This is a genomic window from Gimesia sp. (assembly GCF_040219335.1).
In the GTDB taxonomy this organism is placed as follows: domain Bacteria; phylum Planctomycetota; class Planctomycetia; order Planctomycetales; family Planctomycetaceae; genus Gimesia.
Window position 1 is genome coordinate 20,733 of the sequence record NZ_JAVJSQ010000031.1, and the last position, 22,313, is coordinate 43,045.

Here is a 22,313-nt window from a genome sequence, read left to right on the forward strand (position 1 = left end):
AAAACATCACTGCATCAGCGACAGCACAATGAAACCAGCCAGATAAATCACGAGCATCAACAGACTTTCGAAACCGATATTACCCGGGCCATGCTTCTGTCGGTAGATCAATCCGGAAAGCAGAACCACATTCAGCAACAGCGTGATCGTTGTCAGCAGAATTTCGCGTGTCCCCATCCCCGGGCCGTGATAGATCGAACCGCTGAGAAATGCGAAATCGGCAGCCGCGATGAACAGCACATCAAAGAAATTCCCGCCGACCACATCGCTTACGGCCAGCGTCAGTGCGCCGCGCCTGACCGCGGCCAGGCAGGTGACCAGTTCGGGGAGTGACGTCGCCCCCGCCATCAAGAGACCACCGACAATGGGCGCGGAAAGATTCGTTTTATCCTGAATGTTCCCCGCCGACTCTGCGACCACGCTACCACTGATTAATGTAAGCAGTCCAGAAAACACCAGTCCGGTCCACAACAGCCAGAGCCGTTCATGCTGTGAACCGGGCGCAGGTTTATCGAGTACGGTCTCGGAGGTATGCCGCGGATGCCACATCGGTTCTTCCTGTACGCGATAGGTCAGCCAGAACGCCATCACTGCACCCGCCAGCAACAGCAGCGTTGCTGGATGCACGGGCCCGATCACCACATCCGGACTACCCAGACCGAGCAATACAATTGTGATCAGCAGGATCAGCATGATCGTCTGAATCATCGTCGTCGCAGAAGCAGCCGCATGTTCCAGATTCGCCTTACGATGTAGCACATCCGCCAGCGCGAGCACCGTCGTCTGAAAGGCAATGCCTCCCATCGCATTACTCAGCGCGAGCACCGCATGTCCCTGCAAAGCTGCCGTCACAGAAGCCGCCAGCCCGGGCAGCGCGGTGATCAGCCCCAGCATAATCGTCCCGGTGATCGCTTCCCCCAGGCCGGTCCGATCTGCCAGCCGATCAGCGTATTCCGCCAGCTTCACTCCCGAAACACCGATCACCACTGCCGCCATGATAAACACGGTGACATCGCCCCAGAGTGGCAGGTTCAATTCAAACATGGTGCAGTGATTCTTTTAGCGAAAGTTCGACAGCAGAATTATTCAGCGCGTCAGGTTGATTTAACTCATACTCTGTTGTAACGGTTGAGTAGCACGCTGGCAACGCGGCGTCGCGTCGACCTCTCGCTTCAGACAGACCTCACTGTGAAGTAGACATGGTCCCTGATTCGTGCAAGCCTTTCTTCGTGGCATCAGAATGACCATTCCCGCGATTATCCCCGATCACCCCCCAGGCTTTCAACTTCCTCTGCAGCGTCCTCACGGATACTCCCAGTGAGCGGGCCGACTGAGTCCGGTTTCCCCGATAGCGTTTGAGTGTCTGTTCGATCGCCGTGCGTTCCAGGTCTTCCAGCCGGGTCCCTGCCGGAATCGGAATCTGGCCTGAAGTCAGTTGCTCGTCGTGCATCATGTCGGGCAGCTCGGCCAGTGTCAGCACTTCTTCACGCGACAGCACCAGCATACTCTCCAGACAGTTACGCAGTTGACGAATATTGCCTGGCCAGTGGGCATTCCGCAACCAGGCTTCCAGCTCAGGATCCAGCAGCGGCACATCGCGCTGCAGATCATGGCAAATCTGTTTCAGGAAAAAGTTCACCAGCATCGGAATATCAGCCCGTCGTTCTCGTAATGGCGGTAACACCAGATTAACGACATTCAGCCGATAGAACAGGTCTTCGCGAAAGTCTCCCGTCTGTACCATCTGATGCAATGGATGACTGGTCGCCGCGATGACGCGCACATCCACATCCCGGTCCTGATTACTGCCGATCAGGGTCACACGATGATTTTCCAGTACCCGCAGCAGCTTGGCCTGAGACTCCAGTTTGAAGTCACCGATCTCATCGATGAACAGGGTTCCGCCATGTGCTGCTTCAAAACGTCCCACTCGGGATTCGCTGGCACCGGTAAAGGAACCTTTCACGTGTCCGAACAGTTCACTTTCCACCAGGTGTTCCGGCACCGCAGCCATGTTGATCGTCACAAAAGGATGTTCTGCACGCAGGCTGTTACGATGAATCGCTTCCGCCAGTAGTTCCTTCCCGGTTCCTGATTCACCCGTAATCAATACCGTACTGTCCGTACCGGCGACGCGTTGCACCCGTTCAAACAGCTGCTGCATCACCTGGGTCGTCCCCACCATCTTTTCGAATCCCACGTAACGCTCCAGCCGGGCAGAGCTGGATCCGTGCTGATCTTCCACAGCAACACGCGATTGACGGGCCTGCAGATATCCCTTGATCAACTTTACCAGGGACTCAGGCTGCAACGGTTTGACCAGAAATTCGTCTGCCCCCTCTTTCATTGCGGCGACAGCTGTAACCACATCACTGGTGTGTGACAAAATCAGAAAAGGCACATCGGGTGCCTGTTGTTTACAGAGATAAAGCAGCTCGAGAGAGATACTGACATCCTCTCCGGTATCGCAGAGAATCAGATCGACTCTCTGTTCCAGCTGTCGGGATACCTCATCAGGCACGCAACACGTAATCTGACAGAAATCCTGTTTTGACAGCCAGTTGTATATTTCTGAGTCTGAAGATTGTTCTTCTGATATGAGCAGTAAATGGTTGTTAGACATGTTTGTTCTCCCCCTTATGAACAGACTTGCGTTACTTTTCAGTTTCGCAAAGCCCGTGCCATGGAGAATTACTCATATAATCGTTCCTTTTAGCGTTTCTCCGCCCTGATTTCGGGCTGGTCAGCAAGCAGCCTGACGGCTCAGCGATCAGTGGGAAAGTCAATCTGACATACCGAAAGTCATAAGTACGGCAATATGACTGCATTCTCAGCAGATTGTTGCAATCCAGAGGAAAAATCCCGGGTTGGCATTCCAATTGCGGCACTATTTCTCTGAATTTCAATCGAAACCGACAGAAGGGAGGCAGAGCATGAATGATACATCAATAGAAAAACCGGTTATTCTGGTCACCGGAGCAGCCGGGCTGATCGGCACACGACTCGTTCAAGCGTTCTCTGAACAGTTCCAGGTAGTCGCATTTGACGTCAAGCCACTGCCCGAAGAGCAGCATTCCGCAGAATGGATTTCCTGTGATCTGACAGACGATGATTCGGTCGCCCGCGCATTGTCAGACCTCAAGGCTCAGCACGGCAGTAAAATCGCCAGCGTGGTCCATCTGGCCGCCTACTACGACTTTTCCGGCGAGCCCAGCCCGCTCTACCAGGACCTGACCGTAGCGGGAACCCGGCGACTCTTACAGGGCCTGCAGGAGTTCGATGTCGAACAGTTTATCTTCTCAAGCTCTCTGCTGGTACAAAAATCAGTCGACGACGGGGAGCTAATTAAGGCATCATCACCTGTCGAAGCGGAATGGCAATATCCTCAGTCCAAGCTGGAAGCCGAATCCACCATTCGACAGTACGCCGGATCGATTCCGACCGTCATTCTGCGTCTGGCCGGCGTCTATGATGAACAATGCCACTCGATTCCTATCGGCCAGCAGATCTCTCGCATCTTCCAGAAGAAGCTGGAAAGTTATTTCTTTCCCGGCGACAAAACACACGGCCAGGCCTTTCTGCATCTGAACGATCTGGTCGGCTGTTTCGAAGCAGTCATCGGTCATCGCCGCCGACTTCCGGAACACAGTCTGTTCGTTATCGGTGAAGAAGATGTCATGAGCTACGAAGAACTGCAGGAAAAAATCGGACTCTATCTCCATGGGGACCAGTGGCCCGCCATTCGGATTCCCAAAGCAGCCGCCAAGGCAGGTGCGTGGGTGAAAGATCAGCTCGCAGCTGATTCGGACGCTCCGTTCATCAAACCCTGGATGATCGATCTGGCAGACCAGAACTATCCGGTCAGCGCGGAACGGGCCCGGGAACAGCTTGGCTGGGAGCCCCGACATCTGCTCCGCGAAACACTGCCCGATATGATCGACGCGCTGCTCGACGATCCCCAAGCCTGGTATGAAGAAAACGGCCTGCCGGTCCCTGATGAACTACCGCAGCTCGAAGCCACGGGAGCCCGGAAATGAGCCAGTTATCGCTCAAAGGGTATCCCGCAGAACAGGCTGACCTTGAGGTCGCTGTTCCGCCGTTCGACTATAACCCGTCCACCTGGAGTCAGCGGATCCCGATCTGCATCCTGGCCAGCATCGCCTTCTTACTGGCAGGGCATATGGCCCTCTTTCAGTGGGGGCTGATCGAAGCCCCCTGGGATCCGGTCTTCGGCGAACAGACGCGCAAGGTACTGACCTCAGATGTCGCTTTGAAAATGCATTACTGGTTCGGAGTGCCTGACGCAGCCTTGGGTGCGCTCGCGTACCTGGGTGATGCGATCTTCGGTTTGGCTGGTTCGACCCGTCGCTGGCAATACCGTCCATGGCTGGTCATTCTGTTTGGGATCGATGTCATTCCGCTGGGGATCGTCAGTGCGATTCTCGTCGTCTGCCAGGCAACGATTGTCGGCAACTGGTGTCTGCTCTGTCTGATCACCGCTGTCATCTCACTAGTACTGGTCGTGATGGCTTATGACGAAGTCTACGCCTCACTCAAGCTGCTCTATCGCGTCTGGCAGCGGACGCACGATAAAAAAGTGCTCTGGCAGGTCCTCTGGGGACGGCCCACAAAAATCGCCGACGAAATCGCCAGTGAGATGGTTCAGAGAACCTGAGTTATCGAGGGAGAATCGCATGTGGTCGCGCGTTATTGAATTCATGCTGGGCTGCTGGCTCGCTATCTGTCCCTTTATCTTCACTGCGGGAGAACAGGTGCCTGCATTGACGACTGTGACCTGGGCTTCTGCCCTATTGGTCATCTGCCTCAGCCTGGTTTCGTACTGGCCGCCACTGCGCCACGCACATTTAGCAACCTTCTTCCTCGCGCTGGCGCTGATCGGCTATGGACGTTTCGCCGTCCCGGCTCCGATTCCCCCCGCACTCCAGAATCTGATCATGACCGGCTTATTATTATTGATGTTTGCCCTGGTACCCAACCGGGCCAGTCAGCCTCCCCGCTGCTGGTACAAACAATCTCCGGGGATGTCTTAACTACAGCAACACAAGACTTCAGGGAGACAAATCAGCTCTGCGGCTTCTAAGACAGGGTCCGGCCCGGGTGCAACATTTAATTACAACCAATTTTTAAGCGGGTTCACTGAATCAAAGCACGACACACTCGCGCCAAGATCAAGGGGCTCTCAGCGCCCGCCCTATCCAAGGAGTCAGTCATGGCCGCTAATCTTGCTCAAAAGCTCATCCGCTCGCATCTGGTCGAAGGTACTATGGAACCGGGAGAAGAAATCGGTCTCCGCATCGATCAGACTCTCACCCAGGACGCCACCGGCACCCTGGTCATGCTGGAACTCGAAGCGATGCAACTCGATCGCGTGCACACCGAAGTTTCCGTGCAATACGTCGATCACAATCTCTTGCAGGAAGATTTCAAAAACCCGGATGACCACCTCTTCCTGCAGAGTGCCTGCCAGCGCTTTGGACTCTGGTTCAGTCGTCCCGGAAATGGCGTCAGTCATCCCCTGCACCAGGAATATTTCGGCAAGCCAGGCAAAACGCTGCTCGGTTCTGACAGCCATACCTGTTCCGCCGGTGCACTCGGCATGCTGGCCATCGGCGCGGGCGGACTCGAAGTTGCGATGGCCATGGCAGGTTTTCCGTTTTATCTCAAGATGCCCGAAATCTGGGGCGTTCATCTCACAGGCATGCTCCCCGACTGGGTCAGCGCCAAAGACGTGATTTTAGAAATGTTGCGTCGGCACGACGTCAAAGGAGCCGTGAATCGCATCATCGAATATCACGGTCCCGGTCTGAAACAACTCTCGGCCATGGACCGCCATGTGATCGCGAATATGGGCGCAGAGCTCGGCGCGACTGCCACGGTCTTCCCGGCTGATAAAGAAATTCAGCACTTCCTGCACGAACAGGGACGCACAGACGATTATTCGGAACAGACAGCAGACGCGGATGCCAGCTACGACATCGAGGATGAAATCGATCTGGGGACCCTGGAACCATTGATCGCTCTCCCCTCCAGTCCGGGCAATGTGCACACTGTCCGCGAACAGGCCGGCGAACCGATCTACCAGGCCTATATCGGTTCCTCTGCCAATCCCGGCTATCGCGACTTCGCCATCGCCGCCGAGATCGTCCGGGGACGCCAAATTCATCCGCGCGTCTCCCTCGACATCAATCCCAGTTCACGCCAGACCCTGATGTCCCTGGTCGAACAGAGTGCCCTGGGCGCGTTAATTCAGTCCGGTGCCCGTATCCACCAGGCGGGATGCAATGGCTGCATCGGCATGGGACAGGCCCCCGCCACCGATCAGATCAGTCTGCGTACCGTCCCCCGCAACTTTCCCGGGCGGAGTGGAACCCGGGAAGACAAGGTCTGCCTGGTCAGCCCCGAGACAGCCGCCGCTTCCGCATTATCCGGATGCATCACCGATCCCCGTAACCAGGAAATGCCCTGCCCTTCAATTGAGATTCCCCGGGTCCGGACCAGCCGTGACGAACTCTTTCAGGCACCACCCACGGATGACGACCTCACTCAGTTCGAACTCCGCAAAGGACCAAATATTCAATCCATCCCCGAATTTGAACCCCTGCCAGATGAACTTGAGGTTCCCGTCTTACTCAAAATGCGCGATAACATCTCGACGGACGAAATCCTGCCCGCGGGTGCCCGGGTACTGCCTTATCGCAGCAATATTCCCGAAATCAGTAAGTTCGCTTTCGAACAAATCGACTCCAGCTATGCAGAACACGCCCTGCATATCCGCGAAGCGGGCGGTCATTCAATTGTCGCCGGAGAAAATTACGGACAGGGTTCCAGTCGCGAACATGCAGCGCTCGCTCCACGCTATCTCGGATTGCGACTGGTCATCGTCAAAAGCTTTGCCCGCATCCACTGGCAGAACCTCGTCAACTTCGGCATTCTCCCCCTCACGTTTGAGAACCCGGACGATTACGCTGAGATTGAGCAGAACGTACTGTTGCATATGGAATCACTCAGGCACCAGGTCGCAGATCAGCCGACAATCCAGGTCCATATCAATGGTCACAACACCATCACAGCCCGGCATGGACTCTCAGAACGTCAGCGCGAAATCCTGCTGGCAGGCGGGTTGATCAACTGGGCACGTTCGTCCCGTCAGAAACAGCCCTGACAGACATCGCCTGAGTACCTCTCAAAGCACATAGTAATACAGCCCCATGCCGCCGACATAAACCAGTAGAATCATGGCCGAATCGTAGCCCATCCCCAGGATGGTCTTATCGCGGCGTTCGAGTATCCCCCACAGATACAGTCCAGTGCAGATGATTCCCAGCGCCGCCAGGAAACTCGCTGAGGGATCCAGACTGTCAATAATCGCCCCATCCCGATACGCCAGGTCGGCAGGCAGAAACAGCGCGACTTCCAGCAGGTTCGTTCCCAGAATATTAGCCACCGCCATACTGTAAGCACCGAAACGGACTGCCGTCCACGTAGTACTGACCTCCGGCAGACTGGTCGCCAGCGCCACCAGCGTTGCCCCGATCAGGCTTTGACCGAGTCCGCTCTGATCCGCCAGCACTTCCCCCGTCCGCGCCACCACAAATCCACTCACCAGCACGCCACCCGCTGCCAGTACAAAGCGTATCACCAGTTGCCGGGTACTCAGATCACAATATGCGGGATGCGCATCTTTTACATCGCGAGGCGATTCAATCGGCTGTTTATCCTCACCCGTCGGCTCCCAGCGCGGCGCCCCTTCATAACGATGAAACACCCCCAGGCAAAACAGATAAGCCAGAAACAGCAACACGGGCCAGAGCCCTACTCCCCAGACCACCACCAGTTCGCCGGTCACCAGCGTAATAATACCGAAGCTCAACATCAGGATCAGAAACACTCCCTGCACCAGCAGCGTCGCCTCAGGAGAGAACAGGGTCAGAGGTTTGTTTCGAAGGAAAATCGCATCCAGTACGGCCAGCACTGCGATCTGCATCACCACCCCGCCCAGCAGATTGTTACCCGCCATCTCCGCGGCACCGGAGACTGAGGCACTGAGTGTAGTCCCCAGTTCGGGTAGGCTGGTCGCACCTCCCAGCAGCAACGCCCCGGCAAACGCTTTCCCAATCCCCGTGCGTTCCGCGATCTGATCAACGTAAAAACTCAGCCTGGAACCACACAACCAGACTCCCCCGGCTGCGAGACTGAACAGGACCAGGTTCAACGCCAGCGGATTTGTCTGCAACTCGAACAATGACATTGAGTCAACAACCTCTTTCCAGTTGGAATAACTTAGCTTGCGATAAGACAGACGAACGACCAGAACGAACGCTCAGACAACAGTCCACCCCACTAAAAACCAGGACAGTCTGTCACACAGGTGCGACAGACTGTCCGGTCAACTCATCAGGCCCGAGATGAATCCCTGATAAATGAAACTCATCTCTGCTGAAGCAGGGGCATTCATGGTATTAACCAGCCCTTCCTCAATATCAGCAAAAGCGGTACCGTCGTGGTATGCGTTTTGCACTCTTCTCCGACTGCTACTGTAAAAGTTTTTAATCAATTCAGGAGGACGATCATGCAAACGATCTCGACCGAAGAACTCCGCGGCAAAATGCAGCGCAATGAAAAAGGTATTCTGGTCAACACCCTGTCACAGGATGACTTCCAGAAGGCGCATATCCCGAATTCCATGAACATCCCTCAACAGCAGGACGATTTCGTCTCGCAGGTGGAACAGGCGGCTGGCAGTAAAGAACAGACCGTTATCGTTTACTGTGCGAGCGAGGATTGCGGTTCCTCCGAGCAGGCTGCACAAAAGCTGGAAGAGGCAGGCTTCTCCAATGTCTATGACTACGAAGGGGGATCGAAGTCATGGAGCGAAGCCGGAGAAAAGCTCGTTGCAGGAGCGTAATTCGAGTGATCCTTACTCAGTGAGATGCACTGGTTACTCAAATGCCATCAGTAACCAGCGCATCCGGTGATCACTCGTCTTACGCTTTACCGCTGGCCGATGGAAATGTTTCCTGCCAATTCATTCATTCTCATCGGTCAGCTTATTATTAAAGAATCAACAGGTGAATCAATGAATCAGCAAGAACCGAAACAACAGGAACGTCAGCAGTCCATCGAGACACTGCGTGAACTGATCCGCGATATTAAAATCTGCATGCTTACAACCCACTCTTCTGAAGCAGGCCTGAGAAGCAGACCCATGATCACAGCCCGGCATGAGTTCGATGGTGAACTCTGGCTGTTTACCCACGCAGATGATCCCAAGGTCAAGGAAATCGAACGAGACCCGACCGTCAACCTTGTTTACTCAGAACCGAAAGAAGACCGATACATCTCTATCGCTGGCCAGGCACAACTCATCCAGAACAAGCAGAAAGCAGAGCTGCTCTGGACCGACAGCCTGAATGAATGGTTTTCAGGCGGCCCGGAAGACCCCAGCCTGATGCTGATTTGTGTGCATGTCGCAGAAGCCGAGTACTGGGATGCGAATGTGCAAAACCTCTCCGATGCGGTAAGAGCACTCTTCTTCACTTCGACGGCACCGAAACATGATAAGCTGGAATGGTCAGACACACCATCCTGATCTGATTGAAGCTCAGTCTGCAAAGTCCGGCAGATACAAAAAAGCCCCGAAAAGCAACACAACCTGCTTCCCGGGGCTTTTTTAGTTTCATTCAATCATGAGCCGATCATGATGACTGTGAGCGAGGCAGACTTTCTGCATCTACCAGGTCCGATTCGCGTGACTTCTGACTCTGGTCTGCGATCACCGACTTTTCATATTCCAGCAACTGCTCAAACAGTTCTTTAACACGCGGTGCAGAAGAACCGTTGGCCAGCGATTCGTACAACTGAATCAATGCCTGGCGAAACCGGATATTCATATCGTTCAACTCATCCAGCGTCATATCACGCTGTACCCGAATTGAATCCAGCTGCTCGCGCACATCCTCATCCGGGATATACTGCAACCAGGTATCCAGCACACCTTCTGCCACCCGCTTCCCGTAACCGTTCAATGCTGCCTGCCAGTGCAGCTCATGCGCCCGTAACTCTTTGGAGAGCCATTCCACGCTTTCGGATCGGGATTCCACTTCCACGCGTTCCAGCGCCTGACGCATCCGTTTATGAAAAGACTCGACAAGTCCTAAAATATCTTCGACTTTGCGATATGCCATGATGGGTTCTCCTTAATAATGGACCAGCCAGACTAAGGTGCAATTCATATGCCAGTGTCTGAAATCGCTCATACAGTCACCAGAGCCGCTTTAACAACCATGATCGCAGAATTCTGGTCGCTCAGCGCCCACACTGGAAGCTCATCGGGCAGCGACGATCCAGCACAGGAACATTGAGAAACAAATTAGAGAGCCACACTGTCATCACGCAAGGATGACGTACCGCGCATAAAAAAAGCTGCTGCCCTTCCCGGCACCAGCCACTCAGCTCCATAAGCGTGCGAATCGCAGTTCCCCGTATGCAGGATGCCTCGGCCCAACGACCTCAGCCCACTTATCGCGAAATTCACCCTCGATTATGGAGCTGCCTTCCAATTTAGATATGAGGTACTAACAGCCAGCCTCCTTTCTCACACTTTCAACAGGCGAGGTGGATGACGAGTCCAACCCTCGCAACCCTTTCGGATCCTCATGATCCCTTTTTTCCTTCCATACTTAATACGTTTTTATGGCGATTTGAGAGAGAAAAATTCGCACTTTTTTCGGAAATCCTGTAGCTGGAAACAACCTGTTCCCTTACCTCAGACGGGTATTCAGGTTAGCGAAATTCGACCGAAATCAGGCTTCTGGAGAACCGATTTTTTGATCTCTCCGAAATCCCCTGCGTTTTCAATAGCAGCAGAGGCATGCTTCAGATTCCTGACAGCATTGTCTGTGGCAAATCCAGCAGATCAAAACACCCTATCTTCTACATTGATAGTGAATTGTAGAAACACATTGCTTTCATTCTCGGTCGAGACGGACTCGATCAAAGGAGCAGAAATGAGCGACGAACGATTCAAAGCCAGACTTCTTTTGCTGAAATTCGGGATCACCGGCCTCTTCGTCGGCGGTTTATTCCTGATGATTTTCGGGTACGTGGTCTACTCCCAGTTTCGCATCGACGTCCCCGCCCGGCACTTTGCCGTCCTGACACGCAAGACCGGTAACGACCTCAGCAACGATCAGGAAATTTCGCCTGACCTCACACTCAAGGACGCCACCCACAAAGGGCTCCAGCGGGAAGTCCTGCCCGAAGGACGCTACTTCTACAACTGCTACACCTGGGACTGGGAAATTTATCCGATGGTCGAAATCCCCGCCGACGCGATGGGCGTCCGCATTCGACTCTATGGCGAAGACCTGCCCCCCGGCGACTTCATGTCGACCAGCGAAAAGCACAAAGGCATCATCCAGGAAGTGCTCAAACCAGGTCGCTATGCCATCAACGCCCTGGTCATCGATCGTAATTCCAAGCAACCCGTGGGCATACCCCGTCTCAAGAACGACTACATCGAAATCATCGAGCTCTGGGAACCCAAGGTCATTCCCGCCGGTTATAAAGGCATCGTCACGAACCTGGCCGGCCCCATGCCCAAGGATCCCAACCAGTTACTCGTCGATAACGGCCACCGTGGCCCTCAGAAAGAAACCCTGGACGAAGGTACGTACTACTTGAACCCGTATACGATCCGCATCAACGCCATCGATACGCGTTCGCTCCGCTTCGACCTCTCACAGGGAGGCGTGATGATGTTTCCCAGTAAGGACGGTTTCCCGATTACCCTCGACGGCGTCATCGAGTTCCGCGTCATCCCCACCACCGCAGCTCAGACGTACGTAACCTACAACGACGTTTCGAACGACGAAACAGGTTCGACAGCGATTGCCGACGAAATCATCAACAAGGTCATCATGCCCAACGCCCGGGCCTTCTGTCGCCTGCGGGGTTCTAACACCAGTGCCCGCGAATTCATCGGCGGCGAAACCCGTGCGGCTTTCCAGAAGGAGTTCCAGACCAAGATCACCGAAACCTGTAAAGAACAGGGCATCGAAATCGTGCAGGCCCTGATCACCACAATCACACCTCCGGAAGCCATCGCGGAACCGCTTCGAAACCGCGAAATTGCCGTCCAGAAAAAAGGACAGTACGGCCGGGAAACGCTGCAGAAAGAACAGGAAGCCGTCCTCGCCACCGAGACGGCTCTCATCGAACAGAAGACAGCCCTCGTGACTGCAGAGCGGGAGATCATCAAAAAGATCACCCTCGCCCGCCAGGAACAGGGCGTCGCCCTCGAACAGGCGGAACGGGATAAGGAAGTCGCCCAGGAACAGTTGGAGGCAGCCAAAGACAAAGCCCAGGCCATTCTCGCCAAGACACGTGCAGAAGCGGCCGTGATCGGCTTTGAGAACGTTGCGGACGCCGCGGGCTGGAAACGGGCCGTCGAAGCCTTCGGCGGCGACGGTTCCAGCTTCGGACGCTATGTCCTCTACCAGAAGCTGGCACCCGGATTCAAAAAGATCATGACCAACACGGCAGACTCACCGCTGATGCGAATCTTCGATCACTTCGCCGATTCTGCACCAGTCACACCGCAACCAGCGAAGACACAACCGGTGACCGCCGTGTCGACAGAAAAGTGATTTAACAGAAACACACTCGATTCAGAAATAACATCCACTCCAGAATGGAGAGAAAACCAATGCAACGCAGTAAACTGATCATCATCCCTGTTGTCGTGCTGTCGCTGATGCTGGCCATCGCCGCCTTCCTGTTCCACTGGACCATCGACCGCATTTACGTCCCCGAAGGACAAAGCCTGCAGCTCCGCTACAAAGGTCCGCTGATCTTTGGAGATCGAATTCAGGCCGAGCCCGGTATGTGGGCCAAAGAAGGCCAGATGGGCATCCTCGAAAAAATGCGTGGCCCCGGACGGCACTTCTACTGCCCCATCTGGTGGGAACGCAAACTCGTCGATGATGTCGTCATCAAGCCGGGTGAAATCGGGGAAGTCACCTGTAAACTCGGAAAGAACCAGGAAGGTGCCAACTTCCTCGTCGACGGCGACATCGGTCATACGGAATATAAAGGGGTACTCCGCAAAGTACTGCATCCGGGCCGCTATCGCGTGAATCCCTACGGCTACACAGTCGAAGTCAAAAAACGAATCGACTTTACCTCGGGACAATCCCAGAAAGTCGCTGGCTGGGTCGAAATCCCCACCGGTTACGTCGGTGTGGTCACGCAGCTCTCTGACAATCAGGCGACCGGCGTGAAGAAAGGCGTTCAGGACAAAGTGCTACCCCCGGGTAACTATCCCGTCAATGGTCGCGAACAGCAGATCGACATCGTCGAGATCGGCTACCGTCACAGTACTATCTCCGTAGAAGTCAAACATGACGAACTGGGGGAAACGGTTGTGGACGAAAACGGAGAACCACAAATCTCCGATCCGCGCAGCGGAATCGCCTTCCCCAGTGCGGACGGCTTCCCGATCCATATCGACTTCACCGGGATCTGGGGGTTGATGCCCGACCAGGCGGCTCACGCTGTCCGAACATTCGGAAACGTCGACCAGGTCGAAAAGAAAGTCGTCCTGCCCCAGATCGAATCGATCTGTCGTAACAACGGTTCGGAATACAAGGCAGTCCAGTTGCTGGTCGGCAGTGATCGTGAAGTCTACCAGAAGACCTGCCTCGATCAGTTCCACAGCGTTCTGGATGATAAGGAGATCACCCTGCTCTACGGCCTGGTGCGACATGTCTACATTCCCAAACAGGTCCGCGAACCGATCCAGCGGGCCTTCATCGCCGATGAATTAAAACTCACCCGCGAGGAGGAACAGTCCACCGCCAAAGAAGAAGCCCGACTCCGGGAAGCCGAAAACAAAGTTGAACTGGCCACTGACACCGTGGACGCCGACACGGAAAAGCAGGTGGAAGAAGCCAAGGCCGGCGGTCAGCGTGAAGCGGCCAAGATCGAAGCGGAAACCGAAAAGCTGGTCGCCGCCATCGACAAAGAGACCGAAGAACTGAAGGCCCAGGCTGTAACCATTCTGGGGGAAGCGACCAACGAAGGCAAGAAGATGGTTGAGGAAGCCAAATCAGACCGTTTCCGCCTGGCCGTCGATGCCTTCGGTTCTCCCCAGGCATACAACAACTGGTTCTTCGCCACCAACCTGCCCGACAATGTCGAACTGAACTTTCTCTATGCCGGCGAAGGAACACTCTGGACCGACATGAATAAAGCCAACGGTGGTTTCGGCGTCCGAGGCATCATTCCACTCAAGTCGGATTCAACCGCTCCGACGCAGCAGCGACCAGCCCGCTAAGGCCTGCCCACGGGAAACAGACAGGCGTTTTCGATCAGGAACTCGCCTGCTCTGTTTCCCGTGTTTTCATTTCCAGCTTAAGCCCGGCGTTGCCCCTTTGCCGCTCAACGTGGGTAGCTCTCTCCCTTCCCGATTCTGGACGAAGTCTTCTCGAATGGGTAAACTGAACAGTATGTCGGCAGCGACTTACTTCTCACGTACTATCGAAAATCGACAGGTGCTCTCATGTCACAACTTCCCTGGAAACCCATCCGGGTCCGCAACCTCGAACAGCAGATCGATCAGGCCTTCGACGATTTACTCCACGGCCAGTGGGGCATCTGCGGCCCCTCGGGAGGCTGGCAACCCGAAATCGATATTTATGAAACCCCGGACTCCTATTTCGTGGAAGCCGATATCCCCGGTGTCCCCACGGATGAAATTCATATCGAAGTCACCCCGCATACCCTCAGTATCTCAGGCTGGCGTCAGTCCGGCTGTGTCGAGAAATCTGCCCAGGGGGTCAGCATCGAACGCCGCAAAGGCAGTTTTTTCCGTCGCTTCCCGCTCGAACACGCCGTCGACCCGCATCGGGTAGAACGCGAAAACAAAGCGGGAACTCTGACATTGAGAATCCCCAAACAGAAGCTGAAACAACAACCCTAGTCTTTGACTGATCTGGTGAGGAATGCATGACGGACACTCCGCAGTATCGCGCGCTCAGCGCTGACGAAGTCACTCTCGATATCGATCCCAAGTCGTTCGGATTCAAAACCACGAAAGAACTCGAACCGCTAACCGATATCATCGGCCAGCCCCGCGCCTTGCGGGCCCTTGACCTGGGAACGGGAATCAAACATCCCAATTACCACATCTACATCTCCGGGCTGGTCGGCACCGGTCGGACCGAGCTCATCACCCATGCCGTCCGGCAGCGCGTACTCGATGATTCAATTCCCGACGACTGGGTCTATTTGAATAACTTCGATGAACCCGATTGCCCGCATGCCATCAACCTCCCCGCCGGCCAGGGGATCCAGCTGCGTCAGGAGATGGAAGACCTGATCGAACAGCTGCAGGAACTGCTCCCCAAGGCGTTTAAAGAAGAAGATTTCGGCAAGGAAAAAGAGCGACTCCGCCAGGTCTACCGCAAACGGGGTGACGAAGTTTTCGACAAACTGCAGAAGCTGGCCGGTGAACACAACATGACCGTACAACAGCTCCCCGACGGTCAGATGCTGTTTATCCCGCTCACCGAGGGTCGCCCCATGACCCAAGAAGAGATTGAGAAGCTCACTCCCGAGCAGATGCAGGAAATCGAAAGCCATCAGGATGAACTCGTCGAGATGGCCGGTCGGGTCCTGCAGGAACAACGGGAAATCCAGCGACAACTGTCGACGGACGTTCGCGAAGTCGCCCGTAAGTTTGCCACACAGATTATCGAACCGATGGTCACGGACCTGCAACAGAAATTCGAGTCCCCGCGACTCGATGAATGGTTCCCCCGTTTCAAGCAGCACGTCATCGAACATCTCAACCTGTTCCGCGACATCTCCGACATGCCTCCCCAGATGGCGCAGATGATGGCTGGTGAAGGACAGGATGCGCAGCAGCGCTTCCTCGAATATCGCGTCAACGTGGTTGTCGATAACAGCCAGCTTAAAGAACCGCCAATCATCGTTGAGGATGCTCCCAACTACCGCAACCTGTTTGGTACCATTGAACGCATCGTCGACCGTGCCGGCCGCATGATGACCAATTTCACCCGGATCAAATCCGGCAGCCTGCACAAAGCCAACGGGGGTTACCTGGTCATCAATCTCATGGATGCCCTGGTCGAACCATTCGTCTGGAAAGAACTCAAACGCACGCTCAAAAGCCGTTCCCTGGAAATCCAGATCCAGGACCCGTTTTCCATGTTTTCCTCTTCCGCCCTGCAGCCCGAGTCGATCCCCCTCAATATCCGACTCGTCGCGATGGGGGAACCGCTGATCTACCATCTGCTCTATCTGCACGATGAAGACTTCCGCGAGATTTTCCGCGTTAAAGCCGAGTTCGATACCGAAATCGACCGGAACGGCGAAACCGCACAGATCTACGGCATGCTCGTGCGCCAGTTAAGCGACAGGGAAGGTCTGATTCCCTTCAATGCGGGTGCGGTCGCGGAACTGGTCCGCGTCGGTTCGCGTCTGGCAGACGATAAGAAAAAAGTGACATCCATCTTCAGCCACGTCGCCGATGTCGCCCGCGAAGCCGGCTTCTGGGCCGAACAGGATAAGCAGAAGGTCGTCAAAGCGAAACACGTACATCAGGCGGTCCAGGAACGCATCTACCGTTCCGATCTGGTGGCCGAGAAGATCCGGGAGCTGATCTCCGATGGTACACTGCTGTTTCAACTGGAAGGTTCCGAAACCAGCCAGATCAACGGGCTCGCCGTCGCCGATCTGGGAGACTACGCTTTCGGCCGCCCGTCTCGACTGACGGCCAGTGTCGGCGTCGGTACCGCAGGCATCATCAATATCGAACGGGAAAGCCGCTTGAGCGGGAATACCTATGACAAAAGCATGCTGATCCTGGAAGGGCTCCTGCGTAACCTCTACGCCAGCGAACAGCCGCTGACCCTCTCCGCGAGTATCGCCATGGAACAAAGCTACGGCGGTATCGATGGTGACAGTGCCACCGTCGCCGAGTTCCTCTGCCTGCTCAGCGCCATTGCGGAAGTCCCCCTGCGCCAGGATCTGGCCGTTACCGGTTCTGTCAACCAGTGGGGTGAAGTCCAGGCAATCGGCGGCGTCAATGAAAAGGTCGAAGGCTTCTTCGACGTCTGTCGAGCCCACGGGCTCACCGGAACTCAGGGAGTCTGTATCCCCGTCTCCAATGTGCAGAATCTCGTCCTGCGTTCCGATGTTATCGACGCCGTTCGAAAGAAACAGTTCCACATCTATGCCATCTCAAATGTGAACCAGGCCATCGAACTCTTTACCGGTCTGCCCGCCGGCGAGATTTCCAATCCCAAGACATTCCACGGCAAAGTCATGGACCGGCTGTCAGAAATCGCCGAGCTCCTGATCGAACAGAAAATGACCGACACCGGACGGCTGCTCTGGATCCCCGGAACGCCGCTCGACATGCCTTCAGATCCCCGTCCCCCTCTCCCGGGAAATTGAACGGACTCAATGACGCAGAGAGAACGATTGATCAGAACCCTGATGCCAAAATCCGCGCAGTCTCTGATTAGAAAACAGGCACGCTGCGCCCCTCTCTTCAGTCAGTGGCGATCAAACCCTGTTTTGCTCTTTTGAACAGAATCGGAATTCACTGATCTCACCTAAACACCTTCCAATAAATGTTTTAGCATATGTATGACAGCACCAGATCACATCAACCACTTTGCATATAATCAGTAAATTCGGTCCTCATAGAATCTCATGACGCTCAATTTAACTTAATTTTTTAATTATCGTTATTTATGGCATCCGCTTTGCATTTATATTTCAGCAACTGAAATTTTCCCGCCTCATTTTCTTTCCCAGGAACCCACCAATGTTAAAACGTACCCTCCCGAAACGTGGTTTTACGCTCATTGAGCTGCTGGTCGTGATCGCTATTATCGCGATTCTGATCGCCCTGCTCCTGCCGGCTGTCCAGCAGGCCCGCGAAGCAGCCCGTCGTTCTACCTGTAAGAACAATATGAAACAGCTGGGACTCGCACTCCACAATTACAACGATAATTTCCTGGCGCTCCCCATTGGAACACAAACCGGTTCCTACTCTAACTGGCGTGCTGCCATCCTGCCCTACATTGATCAGGCCAATGTCTACTCGCAGCTGACCCGCCCCAACGGTTACTGGGCCCACTCCGGTTTTCCGGGAAACACCATTTTGTATTCGGTCCGTATTCCCGTTTACAAATGTCCGTCCAACCCCTACGGCATGACCAACACGACTGACTACACCCTGTCTGACAGCAACTCCGACCCCAGTCTGCAGAGCATGATCATCGACTACGTTGGCATCTCCGGTGCCACACCCGATCCCGTAGGCCGCACCAGTGTCTGTACCGGTGATGTGCTGGCAAGCAGTTCCAGCAACTGTAACACCGGGATGATGATCCCCTACAAGAGCGTACGTTTCCGCGACTGTACCGACGGAACATCGAATACCGTGATCCTTGCTGAACAGTCCGGTCAGGTGAATGGAGCTCAGAAGGGTGCCAATGCACTGGGTGCCTGGCACGGCTGGGCCAACGCCAGTCTCTCCACCTGGAATGCAGGCACGCCGCTGCCCCTCAGCGCGGGTGGCTACTGGTATGCAGCCGGAACCACCACCGTACGGAATCCTCCCAATGCTTTCTGGACTTCCGGTGCACCGACTTACGCCAACAGTGCCTATTCTGCTAACACGGTACTCAACTCGCATCACGTGGGTGGCATTCACGCCGTGCTGACCGATGGCTCCGTTCGCTTCCTGTCTGAAAACATTGACATGAACACACTCCGTCAACTGTGTGTACGTGACGACGGACAGGTCATCGGAGAATTTTAATCCACACCTGTGACCAAACCCCCTCCCCCGAGGCTCCGGTCCGGGGGAGGCTTTCCCGCATGAGACCTCCCTTTTAATCTCCCTGGTATCACGATGAACAAGTCCATCCTACGACATAGTGTCCGTTACACCGCATTAATCGCCGTCAGTCTGTTTCTGATCACCCTGAATACGGCCTGTAGTCGTACCCCGGGTGCAGACAAGCCCCGCGGTGAAATCTCAATCACAATCACCAACGGCAACGCCCCCGTCCCCGAAGGGCAGGTTGACCTGGCCAATGAAGAGACGGGAGAAGGCGGAGGAGGCCCGCTGGATGAATCGGGAACTGCCACGATCGAAATGGTCGCCGTGGGTAAATACACAGTCACAATCAATCCGCCACCGCAGGAACCAATTGCTCCCGGCATGGATCAACCCGCAGCACAACCCAAAGAATACCCGAATATCCCTGCGAAGGTTCGCAAGATTCAGACCAGCCCATTGACCGTCGATGTGCAATCGGGGGCCAATGAATTCACCTTCGATCTCAAAGAGATCCAGTAAGCAGACTGGCATTCCGTTTTCGCAACAGCACGAATAATTGTCTGCATCTCTGTAAGATCGCACAGCTGGTCTAGCCGAATTGGATTTCTCTGGTAAGATAGGTATCGTCAATCGAGACAGCTCACTCTGTGATCCCAGTTTTGGAGTCGGCAATTACGGTTTTTGTTTAATAGCTTGCTGCGCGATAAATAGGCATGACATTCTTCGCCTGCTGACTTCCTGCGCTAGATTTTAAACAACCGGGCACCAAAAGCTGTGATTTCATCATAGATTCAGGCAATCAACGATTACTTGCTGTGTACGGCACGCAATCTGCTTAAAACTTAAAGCAGACACAAAACCCCGTAGCAATTCCAACTAGAAGGCTCGTTGAGGAATCGTCAGATGAGGTTAGCTCCCTATCAGTCTATAGACTGTTTCGATGAAATGTTTGCGCCCGATGGCCAGCCCCGGCCCAGCGGCAAAAAGTTTGTGGAACGTCTGCAGACCCTGACCGAAGGCAGTCTGCAGCAACGCCAGAAAGCGGCCGAGCTCTCCCTGCAGAACATGGGGATCACCTTCAACGTCTACGGACATGAAGCGGGCACCGAAAAGGTCTGGCCCTTCGATCTGCTCCCCCGCATTATCGACGCCCATGAGTGGGAGGTCGTAGAAAGCGGACTCAAGCAGCGCATCCACGCCTTGAACCTCTTCATTAACGATGTCTACAACGATTGCAAGATCTTCAAAGACAAAGCCGTTCCCGAAGACCTGATCCGCAGCTCGAAAACACTTCGCCAACAGTGTCAAGGCTATCAGCCTCCCCAGGGAGTCTGGTGCCACATCACCGGCGTCGATCTGATCCGCGATGCTGATGGACAGATCTACGTTCTTGAAGACAACCTCCGCTGTCCGTCTGGCGTCTCCTACGTGCTGGAAAACCGCGAACTGATGAAGCGGACCTTCGCCCCCGTCTTTCAGGGCATGTCCGTCGCCCCCATCGAAGACTACAACGAACAGCTGCTCAAAACACTGCTCGACTGTGCCCCCGTAGGCGTCAGCGATCCCACCGCGGTCGTACTCACACCGGGCATCTATAACTCGGCCTATTTCGAACACACCTTCCTCGCTCAGCAGATGGGCGTGGAACTTGTTCAGGGTACCGACCTGTTCGTGGAAGACGGCTATGTCTTCATGAAGACCACACAGGGACCGCGTCGCGTCGACGTCATCTATCGCCGCATCGACGATGACTTCCTGGATCCGAAATGTTTCCGTTCCGATTCCTCCCTCGGCGTCGAGAACCTGATGGAAGTCTGTCGCGCCGGTCGCGTCACCCTGGCGAATGCACCGGGAACAGGCGTCGCTGACGATAAAGCCGTCTACGCCTACGTGCCACAGATCATCAAATACTACCTGGGGGAAGAAGCCATTCTGCCGAATGTGCCGACTTACCTCTGTTCTGATCAGAAACAGCGCGATCACGTACTGGGGAACCTGGACCAGCTGGTTGTGAAACCCACCAATGAATCAGGGGGCTACGGCATCCTGATGGGGCCTCAGTCCTCCCAGGCGGAACGTGATAAATGTGCCGACGCCATTCGTGCCAATCCCCGCGAGTGGATTGCCCAGCCCATGTTGAAACTCTCAACCGTCCCCACCCTGATCGGCGATGAACTTTGCCCCAGACATGTGGACCTGCGACCGTTTGTGCTCTGCGGAAAAGATATCTATGTAATGCCGGGAGGCTTGACGCGAGTAGCGCTGCGAGAAGGATCAATGGTCGTTAACTCTTCACAGGGGGGAGGCAGCAAAGATACGTGGATTCTGCGAAACGGACACACGCTGTCTGATCCGCATTTTTCGCCCGCAGCTCTGGAGAAGATTTGATGCTCAGTCGTGTCGCTAGTTCCGTATACTGGTTAAGTCGCTATGTCGAACGTGCAGAAAACGTCGCGCGATTTATTGACGTTAACTACAACCTCACCCTCGGAGAAACGGACACCCTCGCCAATCAGTGGGCGCCGCTCGTCTATACCACCGGAGATCAGGCTCCCTACGAAAAACTCTACGGCGAACCCACGCGGGAAAACGTCCTCAAGTTTCTCTCGTTTGATAAGAAAAATCCGAACTCGATCATCTCCTGTGTCTCACTGGCGCGGGAAAACGCCCGCACCATTCGTGAAATTATCCCCACGGTCGTCTGGGAACAGCTAAATCAGTTCTACTTCATGGTCCGCTCGGCAGCCAGTCAGCCCGGCCTGATGGATCAGCCACAGGAATTCTGTGAACGTGTCCGCCTCGCCAGCCACATGCTGGTTGGAGCCACGGATGCCACCATGTCGCATGGAGAAGCCTGGCATTTCTCCCGCACAGGTCGCCTGATTGAACGGGCCGACAAGACCTCGCGCATTGTCGATGTGCAGTACTACATTCTACTCCCCGATGCCCGGGACGTGGGAAGTGCCCTCGACGTAGTCCGTTGGTCCGCCCTGCTCCGCTCCGCCAGTGCCCTGGCCATGTACCGCAGACAGTACGGCAAAATCACCCCCTCGCGCGTTGCAGACTTTCTGATTCTGGATACTCAGTTTCCCCGGGCAATGCACTTCTGCCTGCGGAAAGCTCAACAGTCACTGCGCTACATCACCGGCAGTACCGCGGGCACATTCCAGAACCTCGCCGAACAAAGGATGGGGCTCTTATGCTCCAATATGGATTATACCAGCATCGATGACATCATCGATCAGGGACTGCACCAGTATATCGACGGGTTCCAGAAGCAGCTCAATCTGGTAGGCGTAGCGATTCAGGATGTGTTCTTCACGCCTCAATATCAGTCACAGGCATCCTCTACGCAAACGCAATCACAAACGGGTTGATTTCTGCCCTCTGTCTGGCAGCACCGTTTTCA

General features: G+C 54.8%; 18 protein-coding genes. 14 read left to right on the forward strand and 4 right to left on the reverse strand.

Annotation, left to right across the window (positions count from 1 at the left end; genetic code table 11):
• Window positions 1-6: 6 nt before the first annotated feature.
• Complete coding sequence (locus RID21_RS24965; RefSeq protein WP_350193672.1) at window positions 7-1,044, reverse strand: sodium:calcium antiporter; 1,038 nt, start codon at window positions 1,042-1,044, stop codon at window positions 7-9.
• A gap of 139 nt (window positions 1,045-1,183) precedes the next feature.
• On the reverse strand, window positions 1,184-2,623 hold the full coding sequence (locus RID21_RS24970; protein WP_350193674.1) for a sigma-54-dependent transcriptional regulator: 1,440 nt from the start codon (window positions 2,621-2,623) through the stop codon (window positions 1,184-1,186).
• 310 nt (window positions 2,624-2,933) lie between these two features.
• Here RID21_RS24970 and RID21_RS24975 point away from each other — a divergent pair, with 310 nt between their 5' ends.
• The 4 genes from RID21_RS24975 to RID21_RS24990 all read left to right on the forward strand — a co-directional run bounded on the left by RID21_RS24975 (window position 2,934) and on the right by RID21_RS24990 (window position 7,183).
• Window positions 2,934-4,037, forward strand: coding sequence for an NAD-dependent epimerase/dehydratase family protein (locus tag RID21_RS24975; RefSeq protein ID WP_350193676.1), 1,104 nt, complete (start codon window positions 2,934-2,936; stop codon window positions 4,035-4,037).
• Window positions 4,034-4,675 carry a vitamin K epoxide reductase family protein gene (locus RID21_RS24980; RefSeq protein WP_145188651.1) on the forward strand — a complete coding sequence of 214 codons (642 nt, stop codon included), beginning with the start codon at window positions 4,034-4,036 and terminating at the stop codon, window positions 4,673-4,675. The genes RID21_RS24975 and RID21_RS24980 overlap by 4 nt, the downstream gene beginning before the upstream one ends.
• A gap of 19 nt (window positions 4,676-4,694) precedes the next feature.
• Complete coding sequence (locus RID21_RS24985; RefSeq protein WP_350193678.1) at window positions 4,695-5,051, forward strand: hypothetical protein; 357 nt, start codon at window positions 4,695-4,697, stop codon at window positions 5,049-5,051.
• A 179-nt stretch (window positions 5,052-5,230) separates the two neighbouring features.
• Window positions 5,231-7,183 carry an aconitate hydratase gene (locus RID21_RS24990; RefSeq protein ID WP_350193680.1) on the forward strand — a complete coding sequence of 651 codons (1,953 nt, stop codon included), beginning with the start codon at window positions 5,231-5,233 and terminating at the stop codon, window positions 7,181-7,183.
• A 21-nt stretch (window positions 7,184-7,204) separates the two neighbouring features.
• Here RID21_RS24990 and RID21_RS24995 read toward each other — a convergent pair whose 3' ends face one another.
• Window positions 7,205-8,269, reverse strand: coding sequence for a sodium:calcium antiporter (locus tag RID21_RS24995; protein WP_350193682.1), 1,065 nt, complete (start codon window positions 8,267-8,269; stop codon window positions 7,205-7,207).
• Between the two features lie 321 nt (window positions 8,270-8,590).
• Between RID21_RS24995 and RID21_RS25000 the strand changes: the two genes are divergently transcribed.
• Both RID21_RS25000 and RID21_RS25005 read left to right on the forward strand, forming a co-directional pair.
• On the forward strand, window positions 8,591-8,926 hold the full coding sequence (locus tag RID21_RS25000) for a rhodanese-like domain-containing protein (RefSeq protein ID WP_145441834.1): 336 nt from the start codon (window positions 8,591-8,593) through the stop codon (window positions 8,924-8,926).
• Window positions 8,927-9,097: 171 nt separating this feature from the next.
• Window positions 9,098-9,610 carry a pyridoxamine 5'-phosphate oxidase family protein gene (locus RID21_RS25005; RefSeq protein ID WP_350193684.1) on the forward strand — a complete coding sequence of 171 codons (513 nt, stop codon included), beginning with the start codon at window positions 9,098-9,100 and terminating at the stop codon, window positions 9,608-9,610.
• 106 nt (window positions 9,611-9,716) lie between these two features.
• Here the strand turns inward: RID21_RS25005 and RID21_RS25010 are convergent, their stop codons facing one another.
• Window positions 9,717-10,205: a hypothetical protein gene (locus RID21_RS25010; RefSeq protein ID WP_145188670.1), complete on the reverse strand. Its 489-nt coding sequence runs from the start codon at window positions 10,203-10,205 to the stop codon at window positions 9,717-9,719.
• Window positions 10,206-11,027: 822 nt separating this feature from the next.
• Here RID21_RS25010 and RID21_RS25015 point away from each other — a divergent pair.
• The 8 genes from RID21_RS25015 to RID21_RS25050 all read left to right on the forward strand — a co-directional run bounded on the left by RID21_RS25015 (window position 11,028) and on the right by RID21_RS25050 (window position 22,281).
• On the forward strand, window positions 11,028-12,668 hold the full coding sequence (locus RID21_RS25015; RefSeq protein WP_350193686.1) for an SPFH domain-containing protein: 1,641 nt from the start codon (window positions 11,028-11,030) through the stop codon (window positions 12,666-12,668).
• Window positions 12,669-12,727: 59 nt separating this feature from the next.
• Window positions 12,728-14,356 (forward strand): SPFH domain-containing protein, encoded by a 1,629-nt coding sequence (locus tag RID21_RS25020; protein WP_350193688.1) that lies wholly within the window; start codon window positions 12,728-12,730, stop codon window positions 14,354-14,356.
• A gap of 225 nt (window positions 14,357-14,581) precedes the next feature.
• A complete protein-coding gene (locus RID21_RS25025; protein WP_350193690.1) occupies window positions 14,582-15,001 on the forward strand; it encodes an Hsp20/alpha crystallin family protein in 420 nt (139 codons plus the stop codon).
• 26 nt (window positions 15,002-15,027) lie between these two features.
• Window positions 15,028-17,502 carry a Lon protease family protein gene (locus tag RID21_RS25030; RefSeq protein WP_350193692.1) on the forward strand — a complete coding sequence of 825 codons (2,475 nt, stop codon included), beginning with the start codon at window positions 15,028-15,030 and terminating at the stop codon, window positions 17,500-17,502.
• 376 nt (window positions 17,503-17,878) lie between these two features.
• Complete coding sequence (locus RID21_RS25035; protein ID WP_350193694.1) at window positions 17,879-18,880, forward strand: DUF1559 domain-containing protein; 1,002 nt, start codon at window positions 17,879-17,881, stop codon at window positions 18,878-18,880.
• 93 nt (window positions 18,881-18,973) lie between these two features.
• Window positions 18,974-19,423 (forward strand): hypothetical protein, encoded by a 450-nt coding sequence (locus tag RID21_RS25040; RefSeq protein WP_350193696.1) that lies wholly within the window; start codon window positions 18,974-18,976, stop codon window positions 19,421-19,423.
• Window positions 19,424-19,807: 384 nt separating this feature from the next.
• Entirely contained in the window at window positions 19,808-21,292 is a 1,485-nt protein-coding gene (locus RID21_RS25045; RefSeq protein ID WP_350193698.1) for a circularly permuted type 2 ATP-grasp protein, read from the forward strand.
• Window positions 21,292-22,281 (forward strand): alpha-E domain-containing protein, encoded by a 990-nt coding sequence (locus RID21_RS25050; RefSeq protein ID WP_350193700.1) that lies wholly within the window; start codon window positions 21,292-21,294, stop codon window positions 22,279-22,281. Before RID21_RS25045 ends, RID21_RS25050 begins: the two co-directional genes overlap by 1 nt.
• Window positions 22,282-22,313: the final 32 nt, after the last annotated feature.